Origin of the sequence: Pseudomonas benzopyrenica, assembly GCF_036884265.1 — a bacterium.
Classification (GTDB): domain Bacteria; phylum Pseudomonadota; class Gammaproteobacteria; order Pseudomonadales; family Pseudomonadaceae; genus Chryseomonas; species Chryseomonas benzopyrenica.
In genome coordinates, this window is record NZ_CP145723.1 from 2507115 (window position 1) to 2524414 (window position 17300).

Here is a 17300-nt window from a genome sequence, read left to right on the forward strand (position 1 = left end):
CCGGTAGAATGACGTCCTGTACCGGAGAACGCCATGCACGACGACGATGCCTCTTTCGCCGACTTCACCCGCGGAATCCGTCCGCTCAAGCAGGATCGCGCCGACACCGGCAAGTCGCGCGCCGACCTGGGCCAGATCGCCCAGCGCCGCGCGGATGCGACCAAGACCACGACCGCTACCCGGGTCGACGGCCTGAGCGATGCCTTCGTCATCGACGTGGGCGCCGAGGACGAACTCTACTGGGGCCGCGATGGCGTCCAGGACACCCAGTTACGTCGCCTCAAGGGCGGCCAGATTCCCTTCGAGGGCAGCCTGGACCTGCACGGCATGACCGTGGAAAGGGCCCGGGAAACCCTCTGGGACTTTCTCGCCGAGGCCACTCGCCTGGAAATCCGCTGCGTGCGCATCACCCATGGCAAGGCCGCGCGCCTGGATGGGCGCCGACCGCTGATCAAGAGTCACGTCAACACCTGGCTGCGCCAGCACCCGCAAGTGCTGGGCTTCACCTCCTGCCTGCCCCGCCACGGTGGGACCGGCTCGCTTTATGTCTTGCTCAAGCGCACCATGCTCGAAGGTCGCGACGAGTGATCCTGTGACTCGGGTGACGTCTCATCCGAGCGCCAACTTCCTTATCGACAAACAGGAACCCAAATGTCTCTCGAACAGCACTACTCCTCGATCCTGACCGGACTCGGCGAAGACATCAGCCGTGAGGGGCTGGTGGACACACCCAAGCGCGCGGCCAAGGCCATGCAGTACCTCTGCCGCGGCTACAGCCAGACGCTGGAAGAAGTGGTGGGCGACGCGCTCTTCACCTCGGACAACAGCGAGATGGTGCTGGTCAAGAACATCGAGCTATATTCCCTGTGCGAGCACCACATGCTGCCCTTCATCGGCAAGGCCCATGTTGCCTACATGCCCAAGGGCAAGGTGCTGGGCCTGTCCAAGGTGGCGCGGGTGGTCGACATGTTCGCCCGCCGCCTGCAGATCCAGGAAAACATGACCCGGCAGATCGCCGAGGCCATTGAGCAGGTCACCGGCGCCGCCGGGGTCGCGGTGGTCATCGAGGCGCAGCACATGTGCATGATGATGCGTGGCGTGGAAAAGCAGAATTCCTCCATGGTCACCTCGGTGATGCTCGGCCAATTCCGCGCCAACGACGCTACCCGTGCGGAATTCCTTGGCCTGATCAATCGCTGAGACCGGTACGACGTCCGCTATCCTGAAGGGTCGAAACCTCAACCCTTCAGGAGACTTGTCCATTATGACGGACGTCCACAGCCTTACCCTGTTCCGAGCCCAACCCGAACGCTCCCAGGCGCTGGGTGCCCACCTGCTGGATCTGGCCGCGGTGGCGGTCAAGGACGAGGGCTGCCTGGACTATCGGGTATTCCAGGGCAGCGAGGACGGCAATCTCTGGGTGGTCCAGGCCCGCTGGACCTCGATCGCCGCCCAGGACGGACACTTCAACCAGCCGCACACCCTCGCCTTTCTGGACGAGCTGCCCAAGCTGGCGGACGAGGTGGATCTGTATCCGCTGGAGCCGAGAAGGCCGACGGCTGAGCTTTGATCAAAGGCCGCCAGGATTGCGATAAATCGCAGGTTGGGCTGAGACGGCCCTATCGTCGAAGCCCAACAGCGCCGGTGCCGGGGCAACATCCGTTGGGCTTCGCTGCGCTCAACCCAACCTACGGTGCCCCTGGCAGGATCGTAGGTTGGGCTGAGACGGCTCCATCGTCGAAGCCCAACAGGGCCAGCTGAATCAAACCCTGTTGGGCTTCGCTGCGCTCAACCCTACCTACGGTGTCCGTAGCAGGATCGTAGGTTGGGCTGAGACGGCTTCATCGTCGAAGCCCAACAGGGCCAGCTGAGTCAAACGCTGTTGGGCCTCGCTGCGCTCAATCCAACCTACGGTACCCGTAGCAGGACCGTAGGTTGGGCTGAGACGATTCTATCGTCGAAGCCCAACAAGGCTGGTGCCGAGTCAAACGCTGTTGGGCTTCGCTGTGCTCAACCCAACCTACGATTCGAGCAACCCGTTACGGCCATGGCGGTCCGCCGAGGCGGCCGCTCCGGCATCGCAAGGTGTTGCCCTTCGCGTACGGACACCATGGAAGGTGCCAGCAGGACGTTGAGGTACGACGCCGTTATCGCGGCCATGGGGCGCTCCTACCGTCGTGCGCTACCCGTAGGAGCGGCCCATGGCCGCGATCGATCGCAAACTCAATACTCGGACAGCGCGAAGCTCGTCAGGGCGAAGGTGGGGATGCCGGCCGCCTCCAGGCGCTTGGAGCCGCCCAGTTCGGGCAGGTCGACGATGGCGGCGGCTTCGTGGACCTCGGCGCCCAGGCGACGGATCAGGTTGCCGGCGGCGACCAGGGTACCGCCGGTGGCGATGAGGTCATCGACCAGCAGCACCGAATCACCGGCGCCGACGCTGTCCTTGTGTACCTCGATCACCGAGTCGCCGTATTCGGTGCTGTAGACCTCGGTCAGCAGCTCAGCCGGCAGTTTGCCCTGCTTGCGGAACAGCACCAGTGGCTTGCCCAGCTCATAAGCCAGGATCGGACCGATGAGGAACCCGCGCGCATCCAGCGCCCCGACGTGGGTGAAGGACGCCGAGCGATAGCGCTCCAGCAATTCCGCCATGACGGCGCGCAGGCCTTCGGGCGACTGGAACAGCGGCGTGATGTCCCGAAAGATCACCCCCGGCTTGGGAAAATCGGGCACGGCGCGGATGAGGGATTTCAGGGCGGATTCGGAAAAGGACATGGCAGAGACTCTCGGGCGCCGGGCGCCTGGTTGAATACGATTGCCCAGTATACCGGGGCCCGCCCGGCCGGGGCCAACCAGCCGTCCCTGGAAGCTGAATCGATTCATGTAGTGACCTGGATTGACAGCTACCAAGGCGACGGACATCCTTTGCTACACGCAAACGTTTGCGTGATCACAAGAACCATAAGAATTCGGAGATCCTCCTATGCTGGCCTTTCGCCCTGCCCGCCTGCTGGCGGCTATCGCTCTCGCCTCCGCTTCGCTAATCCTGCCGCTCACCGCCAGTCATGCCACGGCCGCCGAAAAGCCCAAGGTCGCGCTGGTCATGAAGTCCCTGGCCAACGAATTCTTCCTGACCATGGAAGACGGCGCCAAGACCTACCAGAAAGAGCATTCCGCCGACTTCGACCTGATCTCCAACGGGATCAAGGACGAGACCGATACCTCCAGCCAGATCCGCATCGTCGAGCAGATGATCGTGTCCAAGGTCGACGCCCTGGTCATCGCCCCGGCCGACTCCAAGGCACTGGTTCCGGTGCTGAAGAAGGCCAGCGACGCCGGCATCAAGGTGGTCAACATCGACAATCGCCTGGACCCGGATGTGCTCAAGTCCAAGTCCCTGGACATCCCCTTCGTCGGCCCCGACAACCGCAAGGGCGCCCGTCTGGTGGGCGAGTACCTCGCCAAGCAGCTCAAGCAGGGTGACCAGGTCGGCATCATTGAGGGCGTCTCCACCACCACCAACGCCCAGCAGCGCACCGCGGGCTTCAAGGACGCCATGGAAGCGGCCGGCATGAAGATCGTCGGCGTGCAATCCGGCAACTGGGAAATCGACAAGGGCAATGCCGTCGCCGCGGCCATGCTCAACGAGTACCCCGACCTCAAGGCCCTGCTGGCCGGCAATGACAGCATGGCGCTGGGCGCCGTCTCCGCCGTGCGTGCCGCGGGCAAGAAAGGCCAGGTGCAGGTGGTCGGCTACGACAACATCAAGGCCATCAAGCCGATGCTCAAGGACGGTCGCATCCTCGCCACCGCCGACCAGTACGCCGCCAAGCAGGCCGTGTTCGGGATCGAAGCCGCGCTCAAGCTGGTCAAGGGCGAGCCCACCGGTGCCAAGGACGGGGTGATCGAGACGCCGGTCGAACTCGTCACCCAGCCCTGATCCGAGGAGAGCCCCATGTCGTCCGAGGTCATCCTCAGCGCCCGTGACATCGGCAAGACCTATGCACAGCCGGTACTCGGCGGCGTGGACCTGGAGTTGCGCGCCGGCCAGGTGCTGGCGCTCACCGGGGAAAACGGCGCCGGTAAAAGCACCCTGTCCAAGATCCTCTGTGGCCTGGTGCAACCCACCACCGGCGAACTGAGCTTTCTCGGCCGACCCTATGCCCCGGGCAGCCGCCGCGAGGCGGAGGCCCAGGGGGTGCGAATGGTCATGCAGGAACTCAATCTGCTGCCCACCCTCACCGTGGCGGAAAATCTCTTTCTCGACCGCCTGCCCCGCCGCCTGGGCTGGATCGACCGACGCCAGTTGCGCGAACAGGCGCGGCTGGCCATGGCCCAGGTCGGCCTGGAGTCCATCGATCCGGATACACCCATCGCCGAGCTGGGCGTGGGTCATCAGCAGATGGTGGAGATCGCCCGCAACCTGATCGGCGACTGCCGAGTGCTGATCCTCGACGAGCCCACCGCCATGCTCACCTCCCGCGAGGTGGACCTGCTGTTCGAGCAGATCGAGCGTCTGCGTGCCCGCGGCGTGGCGCTGGTCTACATCTCCCATCGCCTGGAAGAACTCAAGCGCATCGCCCAGCAACTGGTGGTCTTGCGCGATGGCCGCCTGGTGGCCGATGCGCCCATGGCGCACTACGACATCGACCAGATCGTCAGCCTCATGGTAGGTCGCGATCTCGGCGAGCACCTGGACATGGGCGAGCGCCGCTTTGGACCACCCTTGCTGGAAGTCCAGGGCCTGACTCGCGCCGACAAGGTCCAGGACGTCTCCTTCAGCGTCCGCGCCGGCGAGATCTATGGCATCTCCGGGCTCATCGGTGCCGGTCGCACCGAGTTGCTGCGGCTGATCTTCGGTGCCGACCGTGCCGATTCCGGCGCGGTGCGCCTGGCCGGCAAGCCGGTCGACCTGGGGTCACCGGCCAAGGTGGTACGTCAGGGCATCGCCCTGATCACCGAGGATCGCAAGGGCGAAGGCCTGCTGCTCAGCCAGCCGATCAGCGCCAACCTGGCCCTGGGCAACATGGCCAAGGTCGCCCAGCAGGGCCTGGTCAGCGGTACACGCGAAGCGGCCCTGGCAGAGCGCCATATCAAGGGCATGCGCATCCGCTGCAACGGTGGCAGCCAGCCGGTGGGCGAACTCTCCGGCGGCAACCAGCAAAAGGTGGTCATCGGGCGCTGGCTCGAACGCGATTGCCAGGTGCTGCTGTTCGACGAACCCACGCGCGGCATCGACGTCGGCGCCAAGTTCGAAATCTATGGCCTGCTGGCCGAACTCACGCGCCAGGGCAAGGCCTTGGTGGTGGTCTCCAGCGACCTGCGCGAGCTGATGCTGATCTGCGATCGCATCGGTGTGATCTCCGCCGGCCGCCTGGAAGCGACCTTCGACCGTCATGACTGGGACCAGGAGCGGCTGCTGGCCGCCGCCTTCGCCGGCTATCGCTCCCGCGAAGCCTTGCTGGAAGAACCCGTCCCGCCGCAAACCCTTTCTCAGGAAGCCATTCGATGAGCAGTCTTCCCGTCACCTCCGCCCGACGTGCCTTCGGCCTCGGCCTGGGCACCTACGTCGGCCTGGCCGCCGCCCTGCTGGCGATGATCGTGCTGTTTTCCCTGCTGAGCAGCCACTTTCTCTCCTACGCCACCTTCACCACCCTGGCCAACCAGATCCCCGATCTGATGGTGCTGGCGACCGGGATGACCTTCATCCTGATCATCGGCGGCATCGACCTCTCGGTGGGTTCGGTGGTCGCCCTGGCCGCCGCCGTGGTCAGCGTCGCCACCCTGGAATGGGGTTGGGGCATCCTGCCAGCCGCCGCCCTGGGCATGCTGGCCGCGGCCCTGACCGGCACCCTCACCGGCAGCGTCACCGTGGCCTGGCGCATCCCCTCATTCATCGTCTCCCTGGGCGTGCTGGAGATGGCCCGCGGCGCCGCCTACCAGCTGACCGATTCGCGCACCGCCTATATCGGCGATGCCTACGCCTGGCTGTCGACCCCCTTCGCCTTCGGCATCTCGCCCTCCTTCGTCATCGCCCTGCTGGTGATCGTGGTCGCGCAGCTGCTGCTGACCCGCTCGGTGCTCGGGCGCTACCTGATCGCCATCGGCACCAACGAGGAAGCGGTGCGCCTGGCTGGGATCAATCCCAAGCCCTACAAGGTCATCGTCTTCGCCCTCATGGGCCTGCTGGCAGGCCTGGCGGCGCTGTTCCAGATCTCCCGTCTGGAAGCCGCCGACCCCAACGCCGGCGTCGGCCTGGAACTGCAGGTGATCGCCGCCGTGGTGATCGGCGGGACCAGCCTCATGGGTGGGCGCGGCTCGGTGATCAGCACCTTCTTCGGCGTGCTGATCATCTCGGTGCTGGCCGCGGGCCTGGCCCAGATCGGCGCCAGCGAGCCGACCAAGCGCATCATCACTGGCGCGGTCATCGTGGTCGCCGTGATCCTCGACACCTACCGCAGCCAGCGCGCCAAGAGCAAGGGCTGATGGCGACCATCAAGGATGTCGCCGCCCGTGCCGGCATCTCATACACCACGGTCTCCCATGTGGTGAACAACAGCCGCCCGGTCAGTCCGGGCGTGCGGGAAAAGGTCGAGGCGGCCATCGCCGAACTGGGCTACGTACCCAGTGGCGTGGCCCGCTCCCTGCGCAGCCGTGCCACCGGTACCTTTGGCGTGCTGGTGCCCAATGCGGTCAACCCCTACTTCGCCGAACTGGCCCGCGGCATCGAAGATCACTGCGAGCGCCAGGGCTACAGCGTCATCCTCTGCAATTCCGATGACGATGCCGACAAGCAGCTGCGCTATCTGCGGGTGCTCAAGGAGCGGCGGATCGATGGCCTGGTGGTCGCCACCGTGGACGGCGATCCGCGCTTCGCCCGGGCCTTGGCGAGCCTACGCATCCCGCTGGTGCTGGCCGACCGGCCGCTGGAGGGCGTCCAGGCCGCGCATATCCGCATCGATCACCACCAGGGCGGCCTGCTCGCCACCCGCCATCTGCTGGAGCTCGGCCATCGCCGGATCGCCTGCATCGGCGGCCCGGCCGATTCCCCGGTCGCCAGCGAGCGGATCACCGGCTACCAGGAGGCCCTGGCGCAAGCCGGCGTCGCGCCTGGCGCCATCCAGCGCTGCCCCTTCACCGCCGCGGCCGGTCATGCCGCCGCTCGCGCGTGGCTGGCCCAGCCAGAGCGCCCGACCGCGATCTTCGCTGGCAACGACACCATCGCCCTGGGCGTGCTGCGCGCTGCCGCCGAGCAGGGTCTGAGCGTCCCCGCCCAGCTCTCGGTGGTAGGGTTCGACGACATCGAGCTCAGCCGCTATCTCTACCCGGCCCTCACCACCATCGGCCAGTCGATCCGCGATCTCGGCGAGCGCGCCGCCCAGCTGCTGCTGGCGCGCCGCGAGACGGTCGGCAGCCCTTCCACCCACGACATCGCCGTACCCCGGCTGGTGCTGCGCGAATCCACCGCGGCGCCCCCTGCTCTGGAGACCTCCCATGCACCCTGACGTCGTCGTCATCGGCAGCCTCAACATGGACCTGGTGGTGCGCGCTCCCCGCCTGCCCAAGGGCGGCGAGACCCTCGCCGGCCATACCTTCACCACCGCACCCGGCGGCAAGGGCGCGAATCAGGCCGTCGCCGCGGCACGCCTGGGCGCCCGGGTCGCCATGATCGGCTGCGTCGGCGCCGATCCCTACGGCGACTTCCTAACCCGCAGCCTGCTGCAGGAAGGCATCGACTGCCGGGGCGTCTGGGTGGCGCCCGAGGTGCCCACCGGCATCGCCTCCATCCTGGTGGATGACCAGGGCCAGAACGCCATCGTCATCGTCGCCGGTGGCAACGGCGAATTGTCCGCCGCGCAGCTGCAGGCCCAGGAGCCCCTGCTGGACCAGGCCAAGCTGGTGATCGCCCAGCTGGAAGTCCCCCTGGCTACCGTAGGCGACGCCCTCGCCCGCGCCCATGCCCTGGGCAAGACGGCGATCCTCAACCCCGCGCCCGCCACCGGCCCGCTGCCGGCCGAGTGGTACGCCCATATCGACTACCTGGTGCCCAACGAAAGCGAAGCCAGCCTGCTGACCGGGCTGCCGGTGGAAAATCTGGAGCAGGCCGAGGTCGCTGCGCGTCAGCTGGTCACCGCCGGTGCCCGCCAGGTGCTGCTGACCCTGGGCAGCCAGGGTCTGCTGCAGGTCACCGCAGACAGCTGTCGTCACCATCCGGCCACTGCGGTCAAGGCGGTGGACACCACCGCCGCTGGCGATACCTTCCTCGGCGGCTTCGCCGCTGGCCTTGCGGAGGGGTTGAGCGTGGAGGCGGCCATCGCCCTCGGCCAACAGGCCGCCGCCATCGCCGTCACCCGCCCAGGCGCCCAGCCGTCCATTCCCACCCGCCAGGAGCTCGCCCGGTGAAGAAAACCGCTCTGCTCAACATCGCCCTGTCCCAGGCCGTGGCCAGTCTCGGCCATGGCGATCTGGTGGTCATCGGTGACGCCGGCATGCCGGTGCCGCCGGGTACGCCGCTGGTCGATCTGGCCGTCACCCCGGGCGTACCGGATTTCATCAGTGTGCTGCAGGCGCTGCTCAGCGAGATGCAGGTGGAAAGCCATCTGCTCGCCGAGGAAACCCTGAAGGTCCAGCCGCCGGCGCTGGCCGAACTGGAACGCCTGGACGCCGAGGGCGCCCTTGGCAGTCGCCGCCTCGTGTCCCACGACGAGTTGAAGACCCTGTGCCGCCAGGCTCGGGTGCAGGTTCGCACCGGCGAGTGCCAGCCCTATACCAACCTGATCCTGGTCGCCGGCGTCACCTTCTAGCCAGCCGCCCCTGCCAGCAGCCGGCGGGTCGCCAGCAGATCCAGCGGACGGGCGAACAGATAGCCCTGGGCATGGCGCGCGCCCATGTTCTTGAGCAGTTGCAGCGCCTGGGCGTCCTCGACGCCCTCGGCGACCACGTCCAGGCCCAGGGACTCGGCCATGCGCACGATGGCGCGGACGATGGCGACACTGCGTGCGCTGTCGGCGAGGCGCAGCACAAAGGACTTGTCGATCTTGAGGCCGCGAAAGCGATACTCATGGACATAGCCGAGCGACGAAAAGCCCGCGCCGAAATCATCCAGCACCACCGATACGCCCTGTAGATCCAGCGCCTCCATGGCGGCCTTGGCGCGCTCGGGCTCAGCGACCAGGGCCCCTTCGGTCAACTCCAGGCAGATCCGCGACGGCGCCACGCCGTGCGTGGCCAGGATGTTCAGTACCTCGTCGGCGAATTCCGGCCGCACGATGCTGTAGCTGGAGCAGTTGACGTGGACCACCGGCCAGTGGGCATGGGCCGGCTCGGCCAGGATGGCGGCGATCCGCGTCAGCATGTAGGTATCCAGCCGACCGATCAGCCGCAGGCCTTCCAGTTCGGGTAGAAAGGCGCCGGGCGCCAGCACGCTGCCGTCCGGCTGCCGCCAGCGGATCAACGCCTCCAGCGCCGCCACGCGGCCAGTCGTGACCTCGATGATCGGCTGGAAGAAGGGTTCCAGTTCGTCGCCGTTCTTCAGCGCCTTGCGCAGCGCGCCCTCGCGCACCACCTGGTCGGACACCACCTGGCGCAACTCCTGGTTGAACACCGCGAAGTTGTCGCGCCCGCCCTGCTTGACCCGGTACATGGCGGTGTCGGCATCGCGCAGCAGATCGTCCGGCTGGCGATGCAGACTCGCATCGGCCACCACGATGCCGATGCTGCAGGAGGCGAACAGGCTGTGGTCGTCGATCACCAGTGGCCGGTCGAAGGCCTCGATGATCCGCTGGGCGATGGCCACCGGCGATTCCAGCCCACCACCGGGCACCAGGATGGCGAATTCGTCACCGCCCAGCCGCGCCAGCAGATCGGTTTCCCGCAGGCAACTGGACAGCCGCTGCCCGGCCGCGACCAGCAGCAGGTCGCCGAAGGGGTGGCCGAACTGGTCGTTGATGCGCTTGAACCTGTCCAGATCGAGAAACATCACCGCCAGGCCGGTGCCATCGCGCTCCAACGCCGCCCAGAGGTCGGCCAGGCGTTGCTGGAAGAAGCTGCGGTTGGGCAGCCGGGTCAGGGCATCGTGGTTGTTCTCGTACAGCAGTCTGGCATTGGCATCATCCAGCGCCCGGGTCCGCTCCTGGACCCGGACCTCCAGCGCCTGGCGTGACTGCTGGATGGCTTCCGCCGCGCTGCGCCGGGACAGGGCGGTATCGATATGGCGTGAAACGAAGGTGAGCAGCTCCTGGTCGCGCTGGCTGTAGTAGACGTCTTCGCGATAGCTCTGCACCGCCAGCACCCCGCGGACCTGCTTGCCGTCATAGAGCGGGATGCCCAGCCAGGAGCAGGCTTCGGGGGTACCCTCGACCGGGGTGATCTCCCCTTCCTCGATCAGTCGATGCGCCTTGTGCCGATCGATGATGCAGGGTCGCCGCTGGCGGATGGTGTATTCGGTGTAACCCCGGGTGCCGCGCCGGGTGACGGGCGCCGTGGTACGGCGCTCATCGGCGAAATAGGGAAAACTCACCTCGCCGGACAGGTCGTCGTAGAGGGCGATGTAGAAATTGTGCGCATAGAGCAGCTCACCCACGACCCGGTGCAGGCCGCCCAGCAACTCGGTCATGTCGGTGCTGGCGCTGGACAGCTCGGCGATGCGGAACAGCGCCGCCTGCAGTTGCTCGGCGCGCTCGCGCTCGGCGATCTGTTCGCGCAGCCGGGCGTTGACTTCGGACAGCTCCTGGGTGCGCTGCCCCACGGTGGCCTCCATGTCTTCGCGCCGCAGGATGCGATCCAGCGCCATGGCCACGTCGCGGGCGATCACCTGGAACAGCGCCTGATCCTCAGGACCGTAGCGGCGTTCGCGGTCGTAGACCTGCAGGCTGAGCACGCCAAAGGTCCGATCGGCGCCATCCTTGAGCGGAATGCCCATCCAGAATTCCGGAACCGAGCCCTGGCAATAGTAGGGGCCATTGGTCTGGGCCGCCTCCATGGCCTCTTTGGGCAGCAGCAAGGGCTCGCCATGCAGGAGCACATAGGCGGTCAAGCTTGGTTGCGCCCGATCCAGTGGCTCGAAGGAGCCCGGTTCAGGCGGACTCTCGTCGCGCTGGTCGAAATAATAGGGATAGTGGATCTGGTCAGCGTCCGGATCGAGCAGCGCCAGACAGAGGTTTTCCGCGTCGATCAGGGTCACCAGTAGTTCATGGGTGCGCTGCATGAACAGCTGCCGATCCACCGTCGAGCTGGCCAGATAGGTGATGTCGTAGAGCACCTGCTGGATGGCCTGGGCCCTTTGCAACTGCAGGCGCTGCAGCACGAAGCCGAATCTCAGGGCCAAGGCGGCGAAATCGGTACGGTCGTCCGGACGGGCCAGCAGCCAGCCCAGGGGCGTCGGTCCATTGCCGGTGGGATGACAGCTGAGCGAGGCCTGGGCGCAGAGCTGCGCCAGCTCCTCATCGTCGAGCAACGCCGGCCAGGCACTGGCGCCACTACCGGTGGCCTTGCACGACCAGTTGCCGCGACGCTGGTACCAGGCCCAGTCCGCATCGGTCGCCGCCGCACAGAGTTGCGCGATGATCTGCTCCGCTTCCAGGCCCTGGGCATTCGGATCCGGCCAGCGCTCCTCCAGCGGCTTGGTCGAGCGTGCGCCAGACTGCTGTTCCTTGGGCCCCTTCATGCTGACTCCTTCCCTTGCATCCACCGGATCCTGACACAGATGTCTGCCTCTCCGGCAAGTACGGGGTGAACGGTTTTCCTAGGGGCGCGAACGGCAAAGATATTACTAAACCCAGGATTGACTGGGACAAGAGTTGTACAGCCGGAAGGTTGCTGTCCAACAACCAGCCCTGCCAGACGACCCTTTGCCGCTGGGCTTGTAGAACAAAATCCCTGGCCCTTTTCCATCGATCAGAAAGACCGCCGTCCCGCGAATCTCTTGCTAGCCGTGCCCCACTAATAAGCAGACAGAACGCAATCTGGCGGGGCCTTCCGGCCCGTTGTCGCCTCTCTCTACGAGCAGGAGTTTTCCATGACGGCTTCCAAGCAAGACAACCTGATCGACTGGCTGCGTGACGCCCATGCCATGGAAGAACAGGCCGAGAAAATGCTTTCCGCCCAGGCCGCGCGGCTGGAGCACTATCCGCAACTGCGCCAGCGCATCGAGCAGCACATCAAGGAAACCCAGGAGCAACGCCAGGTCCTCGAAGGCTGCCTGAGCCGCCTCGGCAGCAGCGCCTCGACGCTCAAGGACATGGGCGGCAAGTTGATGGCGCTGGGCCAGGCCATTGGTGGTGCGCCCATGAGCGACGAGGTCATCAAGGGCGCCATCGCCGGCTATGTCTTCGAGAACATCGAAATCGCCACCTACACCACGCTGATCGCCGCCGCTGCCGAGATCGGTGATACCGAAACGCAGCAAGCCTGCGAACGCATCCTCGAACAGGAGAAGGCCATGGCGGCCTGGTTGCTCGAAGACCTGCCCGTCACCACCAGAGCCTTCCTGGAACGCTCCGCCGATCCCGATCTGACCGCGAAGCGCTGAACTACCCCGTGTTACCCGTGACTAGCCCCTGGAGGTTACATGTTCGTCCATAATAAGCGACTGCAATATACCGTGCGCGTGTCCGAACCCAATCCCGGCCTCGCCAACCTGATGCTGGAACAATTCGGCGGCCCCCAAGGCGAACTCGCCGCCGCCATGCGCTACTTCACCCAGGCGATAGCCGAGCTCGACCCGGGCCGCAAGGACATGCTGTTCGACATCGCCACCGAAGAACTCAGCCACCTGGAAATCATCGGCTCGATGATCGCCATGCTGAACAAGGGCGCCAAGGGCGATCTGGCGGAAAAGACCCAGGAAGAAGCGGACATGTACCGCTCCCTCACGGGTGCCGGCAACGACTCCCACCTCACCCAGATCCTCTACGGTGGCGGCCCGCAACTAATCAACTCGGGCGGGGTGCCCTGGACTGCGGCCTATATCGACACCGTCGGCGAACCGACCATCGACCTGCGATCCAACATCGCCGCCGAAGCCCGGGCCAAGATCGTCTACGAGCGCCTGATCAACGTCACCGACGATGCGGGTATCAAGGATACGCTGAGCTTTCTGATGACCCGCGAGATCGCCCACCAGAAATCCTTCGAGAACGCCCTACACTCCATTCAGCCAAACTTTCCCCAGGGCAAGATGCCGCCACGACCAGAATTCGCCAGCGTCTACTACAACATGTCGCAGGGCGAAGGCGATATGCGCGGTCCGTGGAACCAGGGTCAGGATTGGGAGTTCGTCGAACAGCCCAGCCCCGCCGTGGACGGCGGCGACGGCCTGGCCAGCGTTAAGCTGCCGCCGATGCAGGCCAAGGCAGTCGAGCAGCTCGCGACCCGTACGATGTCTGACCCGAATGCAGCGCCGGTGACAGGTGCCGATCTGGGCGCCGGCCTGGCCAAGCAGCTCGACAAGAACCGTCTCAACGAGTGATGCCGATGCGGCGACACCCCTGGGGTGTCGCCGCCTTCACCCCCACCTATGACCTTCCGTCGGCTAGTCTGCGCCGACTCGCCTTCCGCAAGAACCTGGCCATTTGCCATCGGTCCTACTGCCGTCATCGTAGTAGGGAAAGCCCTGATGGAAGATTATCTCCTGGCGTTCGCCATGGTCGTCCTGACCACCTTGTTCATAGGTCTCACTACCGTCGGTCTGGTGGAATTCGCCTGATGGCGCTTTGCCGCCTTTTGCGCTGAACATTTGTTCAGCGGTGCAGTCTGCCGCTGTGCATTGATGCCATCACGTCTTACCGACGTAGCCAGGGACGCCACCATGAAACGCCACGCCTATGCCTTAGCCCTCGTTGCAGCCGCCGTCTGCAGCGCACCCGCCTTCGCCATGGATCAGGATGCCCTGCAATTCGAGCAGGCCAGCATGATCGCCTTCAAGAGTTGCGCGAACAAGGCGGTGATCGCCGGTACCCGCATCGGCGACACTGCCCGTTTCTCCGATACCGACAGCTGCGTAGCCCAGGCGCTGTCGCAGATCGAACCGGCCTATCAGAAGGCTCTGACCTCTCTGCAGAACAATGGCACCGCCCGGCGCTGCCTGCAGACCTACTACAGCAACTGGCGCACGCTGATGAAATCGCTACCGGAGCTGCAGTCCAAGCCGCCGTCCTCGGTCCTGCTGACCGCCAACGGGGGTGAGCGCCGACTCAACCAGTACTGGCAATTCGTGGTCAGCGCTCGCTGATCACGCCCCGGCGCCCACTGGGGAGCCTGGCTCCCCTCCTGGCGTTTCAGCCGATGGCGACATGGCCCGGCTGCGCCGCGACCCGTGCCAGCCACGCCTGGATCGCCGGATAGTCGTCCAGGCGAAAGCCCCCTTCGTGGGCGACGTGGGTATAGGCATAGAGCGCTATATCGGCGATCGAATACTGCTCCCCCACCAGGAAAGGCGTGCGTTGCAGCTGCTGCTCCATCACCCGCAACGCCTTGTAGCCACGGACCTGGCAGACCTCGTACTCCTCACGGCGCTCCGCAGGCAACCCCTGATAGAGCTGGATGAAGCGCGCCACCGCCACATAGGGCTCGTGACTGTATTGCTCGAAGAATTGCCATTGCAGCACCTGGGTGCGCAACCGCGGTTCGCTGGGCAGGAAGCCTGTGCCGTCGGCGAGGAAGTTGAGAATGGCGTTGGACTCCCACAGGCAGGTGCCGTCTTCCAGCTCCAGCACCGGAATCTTGCCGTTGGGATTCTTCGCCAGGAAGGCGTCGCTCTGGGTCTCGCCGGCGAGGATATCCACCTCGTGCCAGCGATACTCCACGCCGAGCAGGTGCAGCATCAGCACCACCTTGTAACAGTTGCCGGAACGGCGATCGCCATAGACCTGATACATCTCACAGCTCCTTGTAGGTAGGGGTGGCGTCGCGAATCACGTCGGCCAGGCGCGCCAGACCGGTATCCAGGCGCTCGGGCAGCACATGGCTGAAGTTGAGCCGCAGCAGGCCAGGGTGGCGATCCGGCTCGGCGAAGAACGGCTCGCCCGGCATAAAGGCGACGTCCTGCGCCAGGGCCGCGTCCAGCAGGGTACGGGTATCCAGGGGCGTTTTCAGCTGCAACCAGAAAAACAGCCCGCCCTGGGGAATCTGCCAATCGGCCAGCTCGCTGAAGTGCCGGGTCAGCGCCTCGGCGAAGCCATCGCGACGCTCGCGGTAGAAGGCCCGCACCTCCTGCAAGTGCCTTCCGTAGCGCTCGCTGCCGAGCCATTGCAGCACCTGCCACTGGCTCATGCGGCAGGTATGCAGATCGGCGGCCTGCTTGAGCGCTCGCAACGGCTTGAGCAGCTCCGGCGAGGCGATGAGGTAGCCCACGCGCAGGCCGGGCAACAGGGTCTTGGACAGGCTGCCGGTATGGATCCAGGCGCTACGCTGCAACTGGGCGCACAGCGGTCGTGCCGGGGCGCCGTCATAGCTGAGTTCGCGATAGGGCTCGTCCTCGACCAGGGTCACGCCGAATTCGTCCAGCAGCGCTGCCACGGCCGCACGGTTGGCCGTGGAGTAGCGCACGCCGGAGGGATTCTGGAAGGTCGGGATCAGGTAGGCGAAGGCCGGGCGCCGCTCTTGCAGCCGCAGGCGCAAGGCGTCCAGATCCAGCCCCTCCGGAGTCAGGCTGACCTCCAGGCAATCGGCGCCAAAGAACTGGAAGCTCTGCAGCGCGGCCAGATAGGTGGGGCCCTCCACCAGCACCGGCGTGCCGACATCGAGATACAGCTTGGCGATCAGGTCCAGCGCCTGCTGCGAACCGGTGGTGACCAGCACCTGGTCCGCCGTACAGTCCAGGCCATAGTCGCGCGCCTGGGCGGCGATGGCCTCGCGCAGCGCCGGCTCGCCCTCGCTCATGCCGTACTGGCCCAAGCCGGCCGGCAGCTGGCTCCAGTCCACCGCCGGCAGACAGCGCTCGGCCGGCAGACCGCCAGCGAAGGACATCACCTCCGGCCGCTGCGCCGCCGCCAGGATGTCGCGGATCAGGCTGCTCTTGAGTCGGCTTACCCGTTCGGAAAATGCCATCTGCCCTCCTGTGGCCCGTGGCCGGCTAATGAGTCAAACTACTTGACCGACCCTAATCCACACCGGAAAGACAAGTCAATATGCTTGACCTAAATCAGACCGCTCAGCAGCGCCTGGTCATGGAGACCTTCTTCTTTAGTTACCAGGCCTTCACCGCCAAGGCCGACGACATGCTGGCGCGCCGTGGCCTGAGCCGGGTCCATCAGCGCGTCCTGTTCTTTATCGCCCGCGAGCCGGGGCTCAGCAACAAGGCCCTGCTGGAGGTGCTCGGGGTCAGCAAGCAGGCGCTGAACATTCCGCTGCGGCAGTTGCTGGAGATGCAACTGGTGGCCATGGAGACGGATGCCACGGACAAGCGCAAGCGGCGGCTGTCGCTGACCCGAGGCGGCGCTGCGTTGGAGCAGACCCTGAGACGCGAGCAGATGCGCCTGGTGCAGGCGGCGCTGGCCACGGCCGGGCCGACCGCGGCCGAGGGCTGGCTGGCCTTCAACCAGGCCCTGGCTGATCGCCAGGACACCGCTGGTAGCCAGGACAGTTCGGAACCCTCGGTCGACTCCTAAAAACTGTACTGCTCGTTCGCGGCCCTGGTGTATGGATACCGGCCCCAGGTGCCTGGCTAAGCTGACGCAAAGCCCAGGGATGCCCTCATGACCGTCGAACTGCTCTCCGCCTTCATGCTCTTCGCCTTCGTCTCTTCCGCCACGCCCGGTCCCAACAACATGATGCTGCTGGCGTCGGGGGTCAATTTCGGTTTCCGCCGTACCCTGCCGCACATGTTCGGCATCAGCCTGGGGCATATGCTGCTGGTCATCTGCACCGGCCTCGGACTGGGTCAGATGTTCGTGCTCTATCCGCCGCTGCAGATCGCCTTGCGAGTGATCGGTGGCGCCTACCTGCTGTATCTGGCCTGGAAACTGGCCACCGCCGCGGCCCCCACGCCGCGGGAGTCAGGCAGCGGCAAGCCCTTCGGCTTCTTCCAGGCTGCGGCCTTCCAGTGGGTCAATCCCAAGGCCTGGGTAATGGCGATTGGCGCGGTCACCGCCTATATTCCGGCCGAGAACTTCACCGCCAATCTGCTGCTGGTCGCCCTGCTCTTCGCCTTGATCAACCTGCCCAGCGTCAGCCTCTGGACGCTGTTCGGCATGGGCCTGCGCCGCCTGCTCAGCAGTCCGGCGCGCCTGCGGCTGTTCAACTGGAGCATGGCGCTGCTGCTGGTGCTGTCCCTCTACCCCATCCTGTTCGGCCATCACTGAGGT

The 17300-nt window shown here is 65.7% G+C and carries 18 protein-coding genes; 14 read left to right on the forward strand and 4 right to left on the reverse strand.

The window, feature by feature from the left end; translation table 11 throughout:
• Positions 1–33 precede the first annotated feature (33 nt).
• The 3 genes from V6W80_RS11885 (at position 34) to V6W80_RS11895 (ending at position 1570) form a co-directional block, all read left to right on the forward strand.
• Positions 34–588 carry a Smr/MutS family protein gene (locus tag V6W80_RS11885; RefSeq protein WP_017640539.1) on the forward strand — a complete coding sequence of 185 codons (555 nt, stop codon included), beginning with the start codon at positions 34–36 and terminating at the stop codon, positions 586–588.
• 63 nt (positions 589–651) lie between these two features.
• Positions 652–1200: a GTP cyclohydrolase I FolE gene (gene folE, locus V6W80_RS11890; protein ID WP_017640538.1), complete on the forward strand. Its 549-nt coding sequence runs from the start codon at positions 652–654 to the stop codon at positions 1198–1200.
• Between the two features lie 64 nt (positions 1201–1264).
• Positions 1265–1570 (forward strand): putative quinol monooxygenase, encoded by a 306-nt coding sequence (locus tag V6W80_RS11895; protein WP_338547302.1) that lies wholly within the window; start codon positions 1265–1267, stop codon positions 1568–1570.
• 653 nt (positions 1571–2223) lie between these two features.
• Here the strand turns inward: V6W80_RS11895 and V6W80_RS11900 are convergent.
• A complete protein-coding gene (locus tag V6W80_RS11900; protein WP_017640536.1) occupies positions 2224–2772 on the reverse strand; it encodes an adenine phosphoribosyltransferase in 549 nt (182 codons plus the stop codon).
• A gap of 208 nt (positions 2773–2980) precedes the next feature.
• Here V6W80_RS11900 and V6W80_RS11905 point away from each other — a divergent pair, with 208 nt between their 5' ends.
• The 6 genes from V6W80_RS11905 to rbsD are packed head-to-tail and all read left to right on the forward strand — an operon-like array spanning position 2981 to position 8801.
• Positions 2981–3937 (forward strand): sugar ABC transporter substrate-binding protein, encoded by a 957-nt coding sequence (locus V6W80_RS11905; protein WP_064308650.1) that lies wholly within the window; start codon positions 2981–2983, stop codon positions 3935–3937.
• 15 nt (positions 3938–3952) lie between these two features.
• The gene (locus V6W80_RS11910; protein ID WP_017640534.1) at positions 3953–5509 is read left to right on the forward strand and encodes a sugar ABC transporter ATP-binding protein; all 1557 of its coding nucleotides are present in this window, start codon (positions 3953–3955) and stop codon (positions 5507–5509) included.
• Positions 5506–6483, forward strand: coding sequence for an ABC transporter permease (locus tag V6W80_RS11915; protein ID WP_017640533.1), 978 nt, complete (start codon positions 5506–5508; stop codon positions 6481–6483). Before V6W80_RS11910 ends, V6W80_RS11915 begins: the two co-directional genes overlap by 4 nt.
• Complete coding sequence (locus V6W80_RS11920; protein ID WP_017640532.1) at positions 6483–7502, forward strand: LacI family DNA-binding transcriptional regulator; 1020 nt, start codon at positions 6483–6485, stop codon at positions 7500–7502. Before V6W80_RS11915 ends, V6W80_RS11920 begins: the two co-directional genes overlap by 1 nt.
• Complete coding sequence (gene rbsK, locus V6W80_RS11925) at positions 7492–8400, forward strand: ribokinase (protein WP_338547306.1); 909 nt, start codon at positions 7492–7494, stop codon at positions 8398–8400. Before V6W80_RS11920 ends, rbsK begins: the two co-directional genes overlap by 11 nt.
• Positions 8397–8801 carry a D-ribose pyranase gene (gene rbsD, locus V6W80_RS11930; RefSeq protein ID WP_338547307.1) on the forward strand — a complete coding sequence of 135 codons (405 nt, stop codon included), beginning with the start codon at positions 8397–8399 and terminating at the stop codon, positions 8799–8801. The genes rbsK and rbsD overlap by 4 nt, the downstream gene beginning before the upstream one ends.
• On the opposite strand, the gene V6W80_RS11935 is transcribed toward rbsD, so the two are convergent.
• The gene (locus V6W80_RS11935; RefSeq protein ID WP_338547308.1) at positions 8798–11662 is read right to left on the reverse strand and encodes a bifunctional diguanylate cyclase/phosphodiesterase; all 2865 of its coding nucleotides are present in this window, start codon (positions 11660–11662) and stop codon (positions 8798–8800) included. The two genes, rbsD and V6W80_RS11935, sit on opposite strands and share 4 nt — an antisense overlap.
• A 351-nt stretch (positions 11663–12013) precedes the next feature.
• Between V6W80_RS11935 and V6W80_RS11940 the strand changes: the two genes are divergently transcribed.
• The 3 genes from V6W80_RS11940 to V6W80_RS11950 all read left to right on the forward strand — a co-directional run bounded on the left by V6W80_RS11940 (position 12014) and on the right by V6W80_RS11950 (position 14227).
• Complete coding sequence (locus V6W80_RS11940) at positions 12014–12526, forward strand: ferritin-like domain-containing protein (RefSeq protein ID WP_017640528.1); 513 nt, start codon at positions 12014–12016, stop codon at positions 12524–12526.
• A gap of 39 nt (positions 12527–12565) precedes the next feature.
• Complete coding sequence (locus V6W80_RS11945) at positions 12566–13465, forward strand: manganese catalase family protein (RefSeq protein WP_231355196.1); 900 nt, start codon at positions 12566–12568, stop codon at positions 13463–13465.
• A gap of 339 nt (positions 13466–13804) precedes the next feature.
• Positions 13805–14227 carry a hypothetical protein gene (locus V6W80_RS11950; protein ID WP_017640525.1) on the forward strand — a complete coding sequence of 141 codons (423 nt, stop codon included), beginning with the start codon at positions 13805–13807 and terminating at the stop codon, positions 14225–14227.
• A 46-nt stretch (positions 14228–14273) separates the two neighbouring features.
• On the opposite strand, the gene V6W80_RS11955 is transcribed toward V6W80_RS11950, so the two are convergent.
• Together V6W80_RS11955 and V6W80_RS11960 are read right to left on the reverse strand one after the other, a co-directional pair.
• On the reverse strand, positions 14274–14873 hold the full coding sequence (locus tag V6W80_RS11955; protein ID WP_173147555.1) for a glutathione S-transferase family protein: 600 nt from the start codon (positions 14871–14873) through the stop codon (positions 14274–14276).
• Between the two features lies 1 nt (position 14874).
• Entirely contained in the window at positions 14875–16044 is a 1170-nt protein-coding gene (locus V6W80_RS11960) for a PLP-dependent aminotransferase family protein (RefSeq protein ID WP_338547313.1), read from the reverse strand.
• A gap of 80 nt (positions 16045–16124) precedes the next feature.
• Between V6W80_RS11960 and V6W80_RS11965 the strand changes: the two genes are divergently transcribed.
• Positions 16125–16604 carry a MarR family winged helix-turn-helix transcriptional regulator gene (locus V6W80_RS11965; RefSeq protein ID WP_338547315.1) on the forward strand — a complete coding sequence of 160 codons (480 nt, stop codon included), beginning with the start codon at positions 16125–16127 and terminating at the stop codon, positions 16602–16604.
• An 87-nt stretch (positions 16605–16691) separates the two neighbouring features.
• A complete protein-coding gene (locus V6W80_RS11970; RefSeq protein WP_338547317.1) occupies positions 16692–17297 on the forward strand; it encodes a LysE family translocator in 606 nt (201 codons plus the stop codon).
• The last annotated feature ends 3 nt before the right edge of the window (positions 17298–17300 follow it).

What these genes read in the sequence shown, in the direction of transcription:
- V6W80_RS11885 (WP_017640539.1), top strand. Translation starts at nt 34, where the DNA reads ATGCACGACGACGATGCCTCTTTCGCCGACTTCACCCGCGGAATCCGT.
- folE (WP_017640538.1), top strand. Translation starts at nt 652, where the DNA reads ATGTCTCTCGAACAGCACTACTCCTCGATCCTGACCGGACTCGGCGAA.
- V6W80_RS11895 (WP_338547302.1), top strand. Translation starts at nt 1,265, where the DNA reads ATGACGGACGTCCACAGCCTTACCCTGTTCCGAGCCCAACCCGAACGC.
- V6W80_RS11900 (WP_017640536.1), bottom strand. Translation starts at nt 2,772, where the DNA reads ATGTCCTTTTCCGAATCCGCCCTGAAATCCCTCATCCGCGCCGTGCCC.
- V6W80_RS11905 (WP_064308650.1), top strand. Translation starts at nt 2,981, where the DNA reads ATGCTGGCCTTTCGCCCTGCCCGCCTGCTGGCGGCTATCGCTCTCGCC.
- V6W80_RS11910 (WP_017640534.1), top strand. Translation starts at nt 3,953, where the DNA reads ATGTCGTCCGAGGTCATCCTCAGCGCCCGTGACATCGGCAAGACCTAT.
- V6W80_RS11915 (WP_017640533.1), top strand. Translation starts at nt 5,506, where the DNA reads ATGAGCAGTCTTCCCGTCACCTCCGCCCGACGTGCCTTCGGCCTCGGC.
- V6W80_RS11920 (WP_017640532.1), top strand. Translation starts at nt 6,483, where the DNA reads ATGGCGACCATCAAGGATGTCGCCGCCCGTGCCGGCATCTCATACACC.
- rbsK (WP_338547306.1), top strand. Translation starts at nt 7,492, where the DNA reads ATGCACCCTGACGTCGTCGTCATCGGCAGCCTCAACATGGACCTGGTG.
- V6W80_RS11935 (WP_338547308.1), bottom strand. Translation starts at nt 11,662, where the DNA reads ATGAAGGGGCCCAAGGAACAGCAGTCTGGCGCACGCTCGACCAAGCCG.
- V6W80_RS11940 (WP_017640528.1), top strand. Translation starts at nt 12,014, where the DNA reads ATGACGGCTTCCAAGCAAGACAACCTGATCGACTGGCTGCGTGACGCC.
- V6W80_RS11945 (WP_231355196.1), top strand. Translation starts at nt 12,566, where the DNA reads ATGTTCGTCCATAATAAGCGACTGCAATATACCGTGCGCGTGTCCGAA.
- V6W80_RS11950 (WP_017640525.1), top strand. Translation starts at nt 13,805, where the DNA reads ATGAAACGCCACGCCTATGCCTTAGCCCTCGTTGCAGCCGCCGTCTGC.
- V6W80_RS11955 (WP_173147555.1), bottom strand. Translation starts at nt 14,873, where the DNA reads ATGTATCAGGTCTATGGCGATCGCCGTTCCGGCAACTGTTACAAGGTG.
- V6W80_RS11960 (WP_338547313.1), bottom strand. Translation starts at nt 16,044, where the DNA reads ATGGCATTTTCCGAACGGGTAAGCCGACTCAAGAGCAGCCTGATCCGC.
- V6W80_RS11965 (WP_338547315.1), top strand. Translation starts at nt 16,125, where the DNA reads ATGCTTGACCTAAATCAGACCGCTCAGCAGCGCCTGGTCATGGAGACC.
- V6W80_RS11970 (WP_338547317.1), top strand. Translation starts at nt 16,692, where the DNA reads ATGACCGTCGAACTGCTCTCCGCCTTCATGCTCTTCGCCTTCGTCTCT.